Source organism: uncultured Bradyrhizobium sp. (assembly GCF_936928535.1).
GTDB lineage: Bacteria > Pseudomonadota > Alphaproteobacteria > Rhizobiales > Xanthobacteraceae > Bradyrhizobium.
Window position 1 is genome coordinate 1 of the sequence record NZ_CAKZHY010000113.1, and the last position, 12871, is coordinate 12871.

Consider the following 12871-nt stretch of genomic DNA (forward strand, 5'->3'; position numbering starts at 1 on the left):
ACAAGCTCGCCGAGGCTGCCTGATATGATTCGAACTAAGGAAACGCCCGACTAGTAGCCCTCGATCTGAGCCGTCCTTTGCATGACCAGGTCTCCCGCGGCAGCTTCACCTCCGGCATTATCGAGCGGGCCTGAAGTTACGCTCTCGCGCGTTGTCAGGGGATCTACGCCCCCGCGCCGCATCAGGCGCATGGGAATTCCGTAGGCAGGTCGCAACGTGACGCTCTGGACAGGCCAGACCTTTGCGTCGGGAGCGAGGGCCAGCTCGAAGCGCTCCATCAGGACCGCCAAGACGATCGTCGCCTCCTGAAGCGCGAACGATGCTCCGATGCAGGTCCGCGGTCCGATGCCGAACGGCAGATAGGCGAACCGCGGCACCTCCCGTTTGGCGTCGCCGAGAAACCGAGCGGGGTCGAAAACTTCGGGTCGATCCCAAAGGGTCGAATGACGATGCAGCACGTAAGGTGCGATCACCACCAGGGCGCCTCGCCCGATCTGAAATTGTCCGATCGTATCGGGCTCGGTTGCCGTACGACTGAGTGCGGCGATCGGCGGGTACAGACGGAGCGCTTCCTGGACCACCGCCTTCGTGACCACCAGCCGATCGGCGAGCCCCTCGACCGGTCCGTCCAATTCGCGGCGCGCCTCCTCCCGGACGCGCATCCTCCATTCCGGCGATTGCGAAAGCAAAAATATCGACCACGCCAGCGCGTTCGCGGTAGTCTCGTGTCCTGCCGACAGAAAGGTGAGTATGTTTGAGCGGACTTCCGTCAGGCTCATCGCCCGGCCCGTGGTCGGATCGTCGGCCCGAAGCAGAAGCGTGAGTAGGTCGTTTGGGGGAGCCGCACCGAAGCTGCCCATGCGACGGCGTCTCGTCTCGATGAGACCGTCGATAACTCCTTCGAAATAGGCCATCGTGCGGCGCAGCCTTGCCCGTCCGGGACGGGGAACGGACGCTGGCAGTCCCATGAGATCGAAGATCCCAATGCGCCCGATCACGCCGAAATAGGCATTCATGGCCGATCGGAAGTCCTCCGGATCTCCGCCGATCCCGTCTGAGAAGATTGTCAAAGCGAGCACGTTGAGCGTCACCAGCGTCATTTCCGCGGCGACGTCTAGAATTGTCCCGTCACATAGCTTCTCCCATCGGCCGGCGAGTTGCTCGGCGGCGTGCCGGATCGCAGAGGAGAACGAGATCACAGTTCTTTTGGCAAGCAGCGGCGCGAGGGTTCGCCGCTGCGTCTCCCACCGCTCGTCTTCAACGCTCAGCAGACCGTCGGCAAGACCGTTGGCAAGGATCCGGCGCTGGATCGGATCCTTGCGGTAGTTCGCGGCATTGTCCATCAACACCCGTCTGATCGCCTCCGGATCGCTGACGATGTAGGCCGTGAGCAGCGGAAGCCTGATCCGAACGATCGGTTCACGGAAGAATTCCGCGCTCCAACATTCGAGAGGATTGCGACGAAGCCGGTGCAGGAGGCCTACCAGGCCGGGAAGCCGATCGGGGGGCGTCGGCCATGGCGGGATGAGCTGGGTTGATACAGTGTGCGACATCGCCAACTCGGATACGCGACACGTCAATCAGCGTGGATGTACAAACCGTAAAGCGCAGGAACGGATACTGAGCGCAGCAGAGGGTTCCATCGCGGTGTACTCCTGGTCGTTCTCCGGTTTATCCGCACCGTGAGAAACGGGAAAAAGCTGCAAAGGTTCCAAATGAGGAACATGGTCCGCTTTAGCGTCACGGCGTTAAGGCTTGAGTCACCAAGCCGTCACCTCGTCAGCTCGAACTGTCCTCCCTTTTTACGTGTCGTTCGACACTCCGCCTCTAGCTTGTTGATTGGCTGGGGTTTCTTCGATGGACATACTCTCGCGAATGCGTGGCGCCTTCTCCGTGGGCAGCACGACCGACCCGCTCGGTCGTTCGCTGCTCGTGGAGCAGTTCCGGGTGCTCCGGAAACAGGTGCCGGTTCTGTATGCGGTGCTGCTGATCGACAGCATCAGCGTGGGACTGGTGCTCCCGTCGAGCGTCTCGCCGTGGCTTCGGTTTGCCGTCCCAACCGGACTCCTCGCGATCTGCGTGGTCCGGTTGATCCAGTGGGTGCGCCTGGACCGCGCCGAATTCACTCCCGAGGATGCCTATCGTCAGTTGGTCAGAACCCGCCTCGTCGCGATCTTTCTCAACACGGGCTTCGTGCTCTGGATCCTCGCGCTTTTCGGGGTCGTGGATCCCGGCCTGCGCGCACCTGTGGCGCTGCTCGTGTTCATGGGCTGCGTCGGCACGGCTTATTGCCTCGGCAGTTTCCCGCCGGCCTCTCTGCTGACCATGTTGATCGCTGGTCCACCGATCGCGACCGCGCTCCTGCTGTCCGGCGATGGAATGATGATCTCGCTCGGGATCAATCTACTGCTGCTCCTCGTCCTGCTCGGGCGGATGATCAGCACCAACTTCCGATCTTTCGTCAAACTGGTCGAGACGCACAGCCGATTGACTGAAGAGGGCGAACGCGCACGTGTTGCCGAGCAGAGCGCAACGACCGTCGCCGAGCGCTTCGACAGGGCGCTCAACAACATGTCCCAGGGCCTCTGCTTCTTCGACGAGCACCAGTGCCTGATCGTCTGCAACAGGCAGTACCTGCAGATCTATGACCTCGATCCAGAAGTCGTCCGTCCGGGCATGAAGCTGAACGACATCGTCGATCTCCGCTACGCCATAGGCAGCGCACCCAAGATGTCCAAGCAGGATTATCTGGTCTGGCGCAACAGTTCTCCCGTGATCACCGAAGATTCGGATACTACCGTCGAACTGACCAACGGGCGCATAGTGCGCATCCGGCATCGGCCCATGCCGGGCAAGGGCTGGGTCGCGACCCATGAGGACATCACCGAGCGGCACCGTACCGAGACGGCGCTTGCGAAGGCAAAGACGGTGGCGGAGCAAGCGGAAGCGAGCGCCAGAGCGGCTCACGCCCACCTCACCGAAGCGCTCGACGTTGTTCCCGAGGCGCTCGCCATTTTCGACATGGACGACCGGCTCGTCCTTTGGAATCGGCAGTACGCCGAGCTCTATGACGTCAGCCGCAACGCCCTTACCGCCGGTACCCCGTTCGAAACGCTCATCCGGGCCGGTCTGGACGCAGGGCAGTACCCCGATGCCATCGGTCGGGAGGAGGAATGGCTGACCGAGCGCCTGGCCCGGCATGCACTTCCTCAGCACTCGCACGAACAGCATTTGGACGGCGATCGATGGGTTCGGGTCGAGGAAAGGCGCACTGCGGATGGCGGCAGCATCGGCGTCCGGATCGACATCACGGACCTGAAGCGACGGGAAGCGTCCTTCCGGCTGCTCTTCGAGGAGAACCCGCTTCCGATGTGGGTTGTCGATGCGAGCACGCGACGACTGATCGCCGTGAACGGCGCGATGTGCCGCCACTATGGTTATGCGCGAGAAGCTCTGTTGGAAATGCTCGAGCCGCAGCTCGAGTGCGAAGATTATCCCGGTAGCGAGGGTCGTGACTACGAGCTCCACAGCACGTCCAGCGGCGACGTGATCCAGGTGGTGATCGAATCTCGACCGCTCGTCTACGGCGGTAGTGCGGCGCACGTTTGCGTCGCCTTCGACGTGACGGACAGGAATCGGGCCCAAGAGAAGATCAGCTATCTGGCCTCCCACGATGCTCTGACGGAATTGCCCAATAGAACGGCCCTGGATCGACATCTGGGATCCACCGTCGAACGAGCGCAGGTCACGGGCAGCCCATTCGCCGTGCTCTGCATCGATCTCGATCATTTCAAGGAGGTCAACGACCTGTTCGGCCACGCCATCGGCGATGCGGTGCTGCGGGAGACCTCAAGGCGCCTTCAGGTAGCCGCGCAGGGTGCATACGTCGCGCGCGTCGGCGGCGACGAATTCATCGGCATCATCGATCAATCGCCCTTGCCCGCAACGGCAGAACTGTTGGCCACGCGCATGCGCGCCCAGTTCGAAACGCCTATCGAGGTTGACGGCCACGCGCTGCAGATCGATCTCTGCGTCGGCGTCGCTCTCTATCCGCGAGACGCCGACAACGCGGTCTCGCTGCTGGCCAACGCCGATGCCGCTCTCTACCGGGCGAAGCATGAGGGCAGAGGGGCGGTCCGCCTTTTCACGAGCGCCATGGATCAGCAGCTCCGGGACCGCCGCGCGCTGGAGCACGACCTGCGGGTCGCCGTGGAACGGGGCGAACTCTATCTGGAGTACCAACCGCAGCAGCATCGGGATGGCACGCTAAAGGCCTATGAGGCGCTGGTGCGCTGGCGCCATCCGGTTCGCGGCATCATTCCGCCCGGAGAGTTCATCCCGGTCGCGGAGCAGAGCGGCTCGATCGCGCAGATCGACGACTGGGTGCTGATGGAAGCATGCAGGGAAGCGGCTTCCTGGCAGCAGCCTCTCAGGATCGCCGTCAACGTCTCGGCCGCGCAGTTCCGCCGAGAGAACCTCGATGCGCACGTTCGCAAGGCGCTGCGAGAGACGGGCCTGCCGGCGTCACGGCTCGAGCTGGAAATTACCGAAGGCGTGCTGATCGAGGACATCGAGCGCGCCAAGAGAACGATGCAGTCGCTCAAGACGCTTGGCATTCAGATCGCCCTGGATGACTTCGGAACAGGATACTCCTCCCTGTCGTACTTGGAGGCCTTCCCTCTGGACCGGATGAAGATCGATCGGTCGTTCGTCATGGCGCTAGGCCAAAGCGAGCGGTCGCTGGCCATCGTGCGGGCCGTGATCGGCCTCGCCCACGGACTTGGCTTGCCTGTGCTCGCGGAGGGGATCGAGACCGACACCCAGATGTCCCTTCTGCTAGAGGAAGGCTGCGACGAAATGCAGGGCTACCTGATCGGACGTCCGCGGCGGCTTGCGGCGGTCGACGAGTCCCTAACCCTTGAATCGTCTATGCGAGAGGCTTCCTAGCCGCCCCGGCAGCGGAGTGCACCGCCACTTGAGACGGTCGCCGCGCGATCTGGTCGTTCGCGAGGTCAATAATTCGCTGAGGCGGTCGAGTAGTCTTTGCTGCCCTCGATCGGGTCCGCGCAGGCTGCGCGCGTACCATCTCCCGTACCGAGCTTCCCGGGTTACCGGGTGTCTTGCGACAACCGCGATGGCAGGCCTGCGCGCTGCGCGAGGAACGACGTCACGGGCCCGTGGTTGGCCGGCGATGTGGCGCACGTTGAGGAGCCGACACGATGGTGGAAACGAACGATCTATTGGTGAAGTGTCCGAGGTGTGGAGGGCCCATGGCGGTCTCTTCGGGAAAGGAAACGTTCGCGCAACGCAAGATCTCTTTCAAATGTCCGAAGTGCGGAAGCGAGGAACAGGGTCGGCTCCGCCGTGCAGCCCTCTCGCGGGTCTCGGCGCCACGTGGCCTCGACGCGGCCTGAGTGGCTTTCTGCCAGGCTTGTCGGAACGCGCCCCTGTCTCGCGACTTGGTCAGGAACTACTGGAGAATGGAGATCATCATGAAAACAATTCTTGCCGCCACGTGCCTGCTCGCGCTTGCCTCGGTCTCGCCTGCGGAAGCGAAGGGCTGCATCAAGGGTGCAATTGTCGGAGGCGTAGCGGGCCACATGGCCGGACACGGCAAACTCGGCGCCGCCGCAGGATGCGCGATCGGGCACCATGAGGCCAACAAGCAGGCGAACCCGAGCGACTCGAATGCTCAGGCGCCGTCGGGCCAGAAGTAGTTAGACGGGCAAGCGTCTGGCGCGCGTCTCATGAAGATCCGCTCTCATTCCGAGAGCCACATCGTCGAGCTCGAAGACGGCTCGCGCTGGCAGATCTTCCCGGGCATCTCGATCTGACGCTCGACTGGAAGCCCGAGACCGAGCTGACCGTGGTCGAAGCCGAAGATGATGTCGCCACCCATGAACTGGTGGGTGGCGGCGGCAGTGCGCGTGAGGCGCGCCGGCGAGAGTTGGCCTGCGAGGGACGTCAAGAACGCGCTGAAGGACGGCGGAAGCGTCGCCGCTGGGGGGCGGGGCCGCGACCTGCTCGAAGAAAGCGGATTGGAATCGGCGTGGAAGACGAGAAGACGCGACTGCTCGCCGAGGCTCAGAGATGTCGCCGTCTGGCAGCCATCAGTGATCCGGAGACGGTCGCACGGCTGACGGCGCTCGCAGAAGAGGACGAGCGCCGAGCCGATGCTCACCCGGGGCCGACGGACGAGAAGGACTAAGGCCTCAGGCTTCGCTGGTGCCGGAGAATAGGACCGTCGGCGGCATTGCGCGGGGCGGCGGCATCGACCGTGCGCTTACCGGTCCCGGTCTGCTCTTGAGATCGTATCGCTGAGCGAGGTCGAGCAGCCTCCGCCTGGTAATTGGATCCGCCTTCTCAGCGAGATCGCGCGCCCGCTGCGCGAAGCCTCTGTAGAACTCTTCCACGACGCCACCCCCGCAACATCACTGAAAGCCCGATTTCAATATCGGGCGGCGGATAGGTCAAGGGCCGGGGGAGATTGCGGATAACTTTCCGCGACACTATTGCGCCGACGCCGTACGGGGAAATAAGCTGCAGGCGGCAGGGGAAAATCCGATGGCTGTGCTCCACTCGAGCCGAAAGCTGTGCCCGACGTGCGGCAAGCCGATGACGGCTGTTCCGGGCGAAGCGGCGGCGGACCGGCACCGGTACGTTTGCCGCGCCTGCGATGACGATCCGCTGCACGACCCCGCGGCCCAAAAGTGGGCCGACAGCTCGTTGCGGCCGCCGGCCAAGTAGCGGGACAGAAATCGGCCCCGGCAGCCGAATTGCTGCCCGGGCCGATCGTGCTCTCAAACTGTCAAATGCTTTCGCCGTCCAACCCGCAGTCCCGGGCTTCGTTCCATCGAACCTGCCCGCCTGTCGCTCTCTGAGCCGACGTCGTATCTGCGGTCGCAAATAGAGGGGCGGAGCCCCGGAGTGCCTAGGAGTCCGGGTCTCCGCAACCGTAACAGCACCGGAGCGCGCGCTCATGCCGCTCGGTACGTTGTCAACTCTACGCTTCATGGGCAGGTTCGCTTTGAGCCAGCTCAACTTCGCGTGGCTGCAGCGGCTCTCTTCCGCAGCTCTTCTCGCTCGCGGCAAAGATCATCGACCTTCACCCGCATGCGCGTGAGTAGGAGTTCGGCCGATGCGGCCGCCACTCCGGCCCGCTGCAGCATCCGGATCTCGCGCTCCTGGGCGCGGATCTGCCCCCGCATGCGGGTGATCTCGTTGCGGACCCAGTCGAGCTTCACAGCGCGCTCAGATCGTCCGGCACGTCGCCGAACTTCCTGATTAGCCTGGCGTCGCTGAAATCGCCCGACGACGGGTCGCCCGTCCGTGAGAAGGCAATGGCGCCGGCATGTCCCGGCTTGCGGGAGAGGGCTTCTGCCCGCATCACAGCGGCGTTGGCGCTCAGGCACTCGGCCGGCTCGCCGGCAGCCACGCCGTCGTCGGAGAAAACGAACGGCAGACCGACGTAATAGGTCACCTCAGACATCATCTTCATCCTCGCGTCCGTGCCCCCCTGGAAGCCGCCCCCGGGCATAGCCGGTGGACACCTTTCTCCGGAGGTCGTCGAGCTGGGTCTCGAGAAAGTCGTTGGCGACGATCAGCGCCTTGACCGCCTCCCTGGAATCCCCGCCGCAGGCCGCAATGGCCTGGTCAGCGGCGACGTCGAGATCGTCCGGGTCGAGGCCGGTCCGTTCGGAGGTAGCGTTCATCGAATTATGTTCTCTTTTTGTTCTAAAGAGAACAGGTAATTCCCATGGCACCGTGACGGCATACGGATGAATCTCGGAGACGGACGGCCAGCGTGTCGGAACCGGCCCCGTCCGTTCGTCTTGAGTCCTAGTCACCGTACCTGGAGCGTTGCGTAACCATGGCCCCGCGAGCGAACTGGAAAGGCTTTCTGCGTCTGTCCCTCGTCACCTGTCCGGTCGCGCTGTACCCGGCGACCTCCGAGAGCGAGAAGATCTCCTTCAACCAGCTGAACCGGCAGACAGGTCACCGCGTCAAGTACCTGAAGGTCGACGCCGACACGGGCGACGAGGTGCCCAACGAGGACATCGTCAAGGGCTACCAGCTCGAGAAGGACCAGTTCATCGAGGTGACCAAGGAGGAGCTTGAGCAGATTGCGCTTGAGTCCACGCGCACCATCGAGATCGACGAGTTCGTCGACAAGGCCGACATCGACCCACGCTACCTGATCCGGCCCTACTACCTGCGTCCCGACGGCAAGGTCGGCCACGACGCCTTCGCCGTGATCCGCGAGACCATCCGCGAGATGGACAAGGTCGCGATCGGCCGGGTCGTGCTGACGAACCGCGAGCACATCATCGCGCTCGAAGCGCGCGACAAGGGCCTGATCGGCACGCTGTTGCGGTATCCCTACGAGGTGCGGGATCCCGCCGAATATTTCGACGACATCCAGGACGTCAAGGTCACGCAGGACATGCTCGATCTCGCCAAGCACATCGTAAACCAGAAAGCCGGTCGGTTCGACCCGGAGAAGTTCGAGGACCACTACGAGACCGCGCTGATCGACCTCATCAACCAGAAGCGCGCCGGCAAGCCGATCACGCCGAAGTCCAAGCCGGCGGCTGGCAACGTGGTCGACCTGATGGAGGCGCTACGGCGAAGCGTGGGTCAGGAGGCTGCCCCGGCGAAAGCCGAAAAGCCTGCCAAGAAGGGGCGCAAGGCAGCGGCTGGCCAAAAGGAAATGCTGATGCCGATCGAGGGCAAGAAGCCGAAGGAGACAGCGGCGAAGAAGCCGGCGGCCAGGCAGCAGCGCAAGTCCGCCTGATCCGGAGTCGTACGGGAGGTCGGCCATCTATCCTTTACGTCTGTGCTCTACGATATTCCGCGCATGGGCAACGATTTCGATCCTCAGGCACGGGCGGAAGCGGCGATGAAGGAAGCCGTACGCGCCGACGGCCCCGAAAGGCAGCGCTGGCTGCAGCTTGCGCAGGCCTGGCTCGAGCTCGCTCGGGGGCGCCCGGACCCCGACGGGATTGGTCAGCCCGCCTGAACGGGTGCGCAGCAAGCATTAACTTTGCTGGTTTCAGCGGCCAAAAAAATCGCGCCGCCCTCTTGAAAAATTTCGCGGGATTCCAGATTTTTTCGACGTCGCCGGGATGCCCTTCGGGGTCCCGCGGCTGAGACGGGCGCCGGCGGTGTCCGGAGCCTGCTCGTACCCATCTTGCTCCAAGGAGGATTTGGATATGAGGTATGATTGGACTCCCCTCTGGAGGTCGAGCATCGGCTTCGACCGCCTTTTCGACGCTCTCGACGAGGTCCAGCGGACCGCCGAAGAGACTTATCCCCCCCTACAACATCGAACGTCTGGACGAGAACCGCTTCCGCATCTCGGTCGCGCTCGCCGGATTCACGCCGGACGAGGTCGCGCTGACCTCCGAGCAGAACGTGCTCACGCTGGAGGGACGCAAGGCCGAGAAGGAGGGCAAGACCTTCCTGCATCGCGGCATCTCGACCCGCAACTTCAAGCGCCAGTTCACGCTGGCCGACCACGTCGAGGTCAAGGGCGCGCACTTCGAGAATGGCCTGCTTGTCATCGACCTGCTGCGGGAAATCCCCGAGGCGATGAAGCCGCGCCGCATCGAGATCAACGGCGCCGCGCCGAGCAACGTGACCCAGATCGAAGCCAAGGCCGCCTGATTACCGGACCGGGCGACCAGGCCTCAGGAGCCGCGCGGGACTTCCCGCGCGGCCTTTCCCCTATCTCGTCATTCGAAACGGAGGAAGCCATGCGGCCGACGACCGCGCTCTACGACAACGTGATCGATCTGAACGCCATCCTTCACCCCGGCACCGTCTACCAGCATCCGAGCGACGTGGTGTCGGATCCGAACCTCAGCCTGTCCGAGAAGCGCGCCATCCTGGCCTCGTGGGCGTCCGATGCGTCTGCCATCGCATCCTGCCCGTCGCTGCGCGCCCCCGAAGGGCTGAAGGCCCCGGTGAACATCGACGAGATCCTGGAGGCGCTCTGTGCCTTGGACGAGAGCCCGCGCGATCCGCCCGGCGGCAAGCCGATGCGCGTGCGGTCCGCCGAACGTGCCGCGGCCTAGGACCGGAGGAGCGACGCCCATGCTAGACGAGCACTTTGCCCGCTTCCGTGCCCACCGCAACAACGTCCACCGCTACCGCAGCCTGCTCGAGACGCGGCTATCGGACATCGAGCGCCAGTTCATCGAGCGGCGCCTGTCGGAGGAGAGCTCGGCGTTGGAGGCGTTGACCTCCCAGACCTTCCCGCTCACGCTCGCCATGCCCTCGAAACCGTCCTTTGCTGCGAAGAGCGGAGCGGCGCCATGACCGACGTGCGGAGCATGCTGATCCGCAGCAGCGAGAAGGTCATCGCCCATTACCGCCTGCTGCTTGCCGGCACCAAGTCCTACAAAGAGCGCGACCTCTATCTGACGCGGATCGAACGCGAGCAGCGGCTGCTGGACGGGCTCCCGGACGGCATGCCTCGGAGGTCGGCGGCATGAAGCTCGACATCGAAGAAGACCGCTATCCGGGCTACGACATCGTGTTGAAGCAGCGCGGGCGCGGGCGTTGGAAGTGGGCCGTCTGCCGGACTGGTGGAGAAACCGTGATGTCCGGGTCGGAATGCAGTCGTGCGGGCGCGAGGTACAAGGCAGGACAGGCGCTGTTCATGCTGCTGTGCGCGAGCGCATCGCGTGCAATATCGGCTGGCGACGGCGGAGCCGCCGACCCGGGCTGATCAGCACTCCGGGCAGGTATCGCCGATCGAATCCAGGACATCGCGAAGTTCCGCGACGGCCTCGTCAGGAGTGAATCCGGACGGCGGATCCTCGCGGGCGGTCTCGAAGGCGCGCTGGCGCGCGTGCGGGTCGGCCCGGTCCTTCGCCCAGCCGTGCTCCTCGCATTCGTGGATGGCGCCGGCTTCCTGCAGCACGCCGATCGCCCAACCGCGCAGCGTCCGGATCGCGGGTCGTCTTTCCTTGAACATCAGCATCGAAATCGCTCCCGCGGACGAATCCTTCCGCCCGCCTACTCGTTCCGAGCGGTTAGCACGGGTCAGGGATTCGCAATCGGCAGGGCTGGGGCTTGTCCACCTGTTTATGTTCGGCTTCCCTTGGCGACTATCGGTCTCTGCCGGCGCAGCCATGGAGGGTCAGTGCGCCCGTTTCCAAATGACGTCGACGACCTCCCCGCTTGGAGGGCGAATGGTTAGAGTGAGGCGATCTCCCGCAATCGCGACAAAGCGCTTCTGGTTTGTGCCATTCCAGTTTGGGAAGGAACTACCTTCAACGTGAATCGCAATGCTGTGGTCCGTCTCGTTCACCGAGTACGTCCCGAAATAGGTCTGGGTCCCATTCGCGGTGACTGTATTTTCTTCCGCGGTGCCCTGCCAGAGCGCGCTGCTGACGTTTTTGGCGCGATCCGAGCGCATGACCGTGATGACGTATCGCCCGCCCGCATCGAAGACGGCCATACCCACCGGATTCGTTCCGAACTGCCGCAAAACCGTGTCGTCGCTCTTCTTCTGCTCCCAAGAGACCGCCACCCATGTTCCGACGAGCTCTTCCTTCAGCGATGGTTGCTGACCGTAGGCGCCATTCGCTTGCAGGGACAATCCCAGCCCGGTGGCAACGCACATGCCAAGGACGCTACGGTGCTTCATTGTTGTCCTCCATGTATCTGCATTGAAATTATTGCCCGCGACTGCAAGCAATCCGCCGCGAGGGTAGCGCTATCGCTATCGACGTCTTGGACCGGAAGGAACAACAGCTTGGACCAAAGTGCCCAGCTTGGTAAAACGCGAGCTGGCAAACCTTTGCATGCCGACCTTTTATGGAGGATGGCTGATGGTGACAGGCTATTCCGTCGTTCGATTTTCAAGCTGCGCCTTGCCAGTAGAAGGACGCGCCAAAGCGATAGAGGAGTTGCACGAACGCGGTTTGCTGGAGATCAGGCTCACAGGCGATGTCGAAGCGACGCCGCACGTCGACTTCGCCAATCGGAGCTTGCCTGGGCTCGGCATCCTCACCGGTCGCTTTGCCGGCGTCCGCCGCCACGGAGCACGGGAAGACGGAGCCTTCCTCTATCTGTGCATGACTCTGAGCGGGACGAGCCAGGCAAGCTGGCGAGAAAAAGAGTTGGTCTTGAGTGATGGCGATGCAGTTTTGATGGCCAGCGAGGAACACGCTTGGACACTTGCCTCGTCGTCACCTGTCGACATCGCCGGAATACGATTGCCCAGATCCGCGATTGCGCCATTCGTTTCCAAGCTTGGAGACGTCACGATGCGCCGGATACCGCGGGACGCAGACGGACTGAGGCTGCTGAGAAAATATCTCAGGGTCGTGACCGACGACGAAGGACTGGGAACGCCCGCCTCCCTGCGCCTTGTCGCCAACCACTTCTACGATCTCGTCGTGTTAGCGCTTACGGCGAAAAGCGATGGGACAGGGACTGAAATAAGCCGGACCGCGGGGGCGGCGCGGCTGGCCGCCATCAAGGGCGGCATCGTCGCCGACCTACAGGATCATACACTGAACGCCACGATGGTTGCGGCGCGTTATGGCGTAACCGTACGCTACTTGCACAAACTGTTTCAAAACGAAGGCATCACATTTTCGGAGTTTGTTCTCTGCCAGCGACTTGAGCGGGCGCACCGGGTTTTGAGAAACCCGCTCCATTCGCGTCGCACGATAAGCGCGATCGCATTCGAGCTCGGCTTCAACGACTTGTCGTATTTCAACAGGGCGTTTCGGCGCCGCTACAGTGCGACCCCGTCCGACATCAGAAGCCAGGGACTTAGTTGGACGGCGCGGGGTCTTCTGTCGCGCGGCGATCAGGATGGAAGGCAGCGTCAATCAAGGTGAGAGAGTTTCGC

General features: G+C 63.2%; 19 protein-coding genes and 1 pseudogene. 12 read left to right on the forward strand and 8 right to left on the reverse strand.

The annotated features are described in order from the left end of the window. Nucleotides 1–50 precede the first annotated feature (50 nt). Complete coding sequence (locus Q0687_RS23305; RefSeq protein ID WP_298881922.1) at nt 51–1553, reverse strand: cytochrome P450; 1503 nt, start codon at nt 1551–1553, stop codon at nt 51–53. A 304-nt stretch (nt 1554–1857) separates the two neighbouring features. On the opposite strand from Q0687_RS23305, the gene Q0687_RS23310 reads away from it, so the two are divergent. Further along, complete coding sequence (locus Q0687_RS23310; RefSeq protein WP_298881924.1) at nt 1858–4947, forward strand: EAL domain-containing protein; 3090 nt, start codon at nt 1858–1860, stop codon at nt 4945–4947. Between the two features lie 545 nt (nt 4948–5492). Further along, nucleotides 5493–5717: a hypothetical protein gene (locus Q0687_RS23315; RefSeq protein WP_298881969.1), complete on the forward strand. Its 225-nt coding sequence runs from the start codon at nt 5493–5495 to the stop codon at nt 5715–5717. 44 nt (nt 5718–5761) lie between these two features. On the opposite strand, the gene Q0687_RS23320 is transcribed toward Q0687_RS23315, so the two are convergent. Then, complete coding sequence (locus Q0687_RS23320) at nt 5762–5968, reverse strand: hypothetical protein (protein ID WP_298881931.1); 207 nt, start codon at nt 5966–5968, stop codon at nt 5762–5764. Nucleotides 5969–6049: 81 nt separating this feature from the next. On the opposite strand from Q0687_RS23320, the gene Q0687_RS23325 reads away from it, so the two are divergent. Further along, nucleotides 6050–6208 carry a hypothetical protein gene (locus Q0687_RS23325; protein WP_298881934.1) on the forward strand — a complete coding sequence of 53 codons (159 nt, stop codon included), beginning with the start codon at nt 6050–6052 and terminating at the stop codon, nt 6206–6208. Between the two features lie 4 nt (nt 6209–6212). Here the strand turns inward: Q0687_RS23325 and Q0687_RS23330 are convergent, their stop codons facing one another. Further along, nucleotides 6213–6413 (reverse strand): hypothetical protein, encoded by a 201-nt coding sequence (locus Q0687_RS23330; protein ID WP_298881937.1) that lies wholly within the window; start codon nt 6411–6413, stop codon nt 6213–6215. A 151-nt stretch (nt 6414–6564) separates the two neighbouring features. Between Q0687_RS23330 and Q0687_RS23335 the strand changes: the two genes are divergently transcribed. Continuing rightward, a complete protein-coding gene (locus tag Q0687_RS23335) occupies nt 6565–6747 on the forward strand; it encodes a hypothetical protein (RefSeq protein ID WP_298873168.1) in 183 nt (60 codons plus the stop codon). Nucleotides 6748–7037: 290 nt separating this feature from the next. Here the strand turns inward: Q0687_RS23335 and Q0687_RS23340 are convergent, their stop codons facing one another. The 3 genes from Q0687_RS23340 to Q0687_RS23350 are packed head-to-tail and all read right to left on the reverse strand — an operon-like array spanning nt 7038 to nt 7712. Then, nucleotides 7038–7244, reverse strand: a complete 207-nt coding sequence (locus Q0687_RS23340) for a hypothetical protein (RefSeq protein WP_298881940.1) — start codon at nt 7242–7244, stop codon at nt 7038–7040. After that, nucleotides 7241–7489, reverse strand: a complete 249-nt coding sequence (locus Q0687_RS23345; RefSeq protein ID WP_298881972.1) for a hypothetical protein — start codon at nt 7487–7489, stop codon at nt 7241–7243. The genes Q0687_RS23340 and Q0687_RS23345 overlap by 4 nt, the downstream gene beginning before the upstream one ends. Further along, entirely contained in the window at nt 7482–7712 is a 231-nt protein-coding gene (locus Q0687_RS23350; protein WP_298881942.1) for a hypothetical protein, read from the reverse strand. Before Q0687_RS23350 ends, Q0687_RS23345 begins: the two co-directional genes overlap by 8 nt. Nucleotides 7713–7870: 158 nt before the next feature. On the opposite strand from Q0687_RS23350, the gene Q0687_RS23355 reads away from it, so the two are divergent. The 7 genes and pseudogenes from Q0687_RS23355 (at nt 7871) to Q0687_RS23385 (ending at nt 10732) form a co-directional block, all read left to right on the forward strand. Then, a complete protein-coding gene (locus tag Q0687_RS23355) occupies nt 7871–8794 on the forward strand; it encodes a Ku protein (RefSeq protein WP_298881945.1) in 924 nt (307 codons plus the stop codon). Between the two features lie 63 nt (nt 8795–8857). Then, nucleotides 8858–9019, forward strand: a complete 162-nt coding sequence (locus Q0687_RS23360; RefSeq protein ID WP_298881948.1) for a hypothetical protein — start codon at nt 8858–8860, stop codon at nt 9017–9019. Between the two features lie 193 nt (nt 9020–9212). Next, nucleotides 9213–9666, forward strand: a pseudogene (locus tag Q0687_RS23365) (Hsp20 family protein). Between the two features lie 89 nt (nt 9667–9755). Beyond that, on the forward strand, nt 9756–10076 hold the full coding sequence (locus Q0687_RS23370; RefSeq protein ID WP_298881951.1) for a hypothetical protein: 321 nt from the start codon (nt 9756–9758) through the stop codon (nt 10074–10076). Between the two features lie 19 nt (nt 10077–10095). After that, on the forward strand, nt 10096–10320 hold the full coding sequence (locus tag Q0687_RS23375) for a hypothetical protein (RefSeq protein WP_298881953.1): 225 nt from the start codon (nt 10096–10098) through the stop codon (nt 10318–10320). Then, nucleotides 10317–10496, forward strand: a complete 180-nt coding sequence (locus Q0687_RS23380; protein ID WP_298881955.1) for a hypothetical protein — start codon at nt 10317–10319, stop codon at nt 10494–10496. The genes Q0687_RS23375 and Q0687_RS23380 overlap by 4 nt, the downstream gene beginning before the upstream one ends. Beyond that, the gene (locus tag Q0687_RS23385; RefSeq protein WP_298881958.1) at nt 10493–10732 is read left to right on the forward strand and encodes a hypothetical protein; all 240 of its coding nucleotides are present in this window, start codon (nt 10493–10495) and stop codon (nt 10730–10732) included. The genes Q0687_RS23380 and Q0687_RS23385 overlap by 4 nt, the downstream gene beginning before the upstream one ends. On the opposite strand, the gene Q0687_RS23390 is transcribed toward Q0687_RS23385, so the two are convergent. Further along, on the reverse strand, nt 10733–10987 hold the full coding sequence (locus Q0687_RS23390; protein WP_298881960.1) for a hypothetical protein: 255 nt from the start codon (nt 10985–10987) through the stop codon (nt 10733–10735). Between the two features lie 159 nt (nt 10988–11146). Next, nucleotides 11147–11656, reverse strand: coding sequence for a lipocalin-like domain-containing protein (locus Q0687_RS23395; RefSeq protein WP_298881963.1), 510 nt, complete (start codon nt 11654–11656; stop codon nt 11147–11149). A 157-nt stretch (nt 11657–11813) separates the two neighbouring features. Here Q0687_RS23395 and Q0687_RS23400 point away from each other — a divergent pair, with 157 nt between their 5' ends. Next, on the forward strand, nt 11814–12860 hold the full coding sequence (locus tag Q0687_RS23400; RefSeq protein WP_298881966.1) for an AraC family transcriptional regulator: 1047 nt from the start codon (nt 11814–11816) through the stop codon (nt 12858–12860). Nucleotides 12861–12871 lie beyond the last annotated feature (11 nt).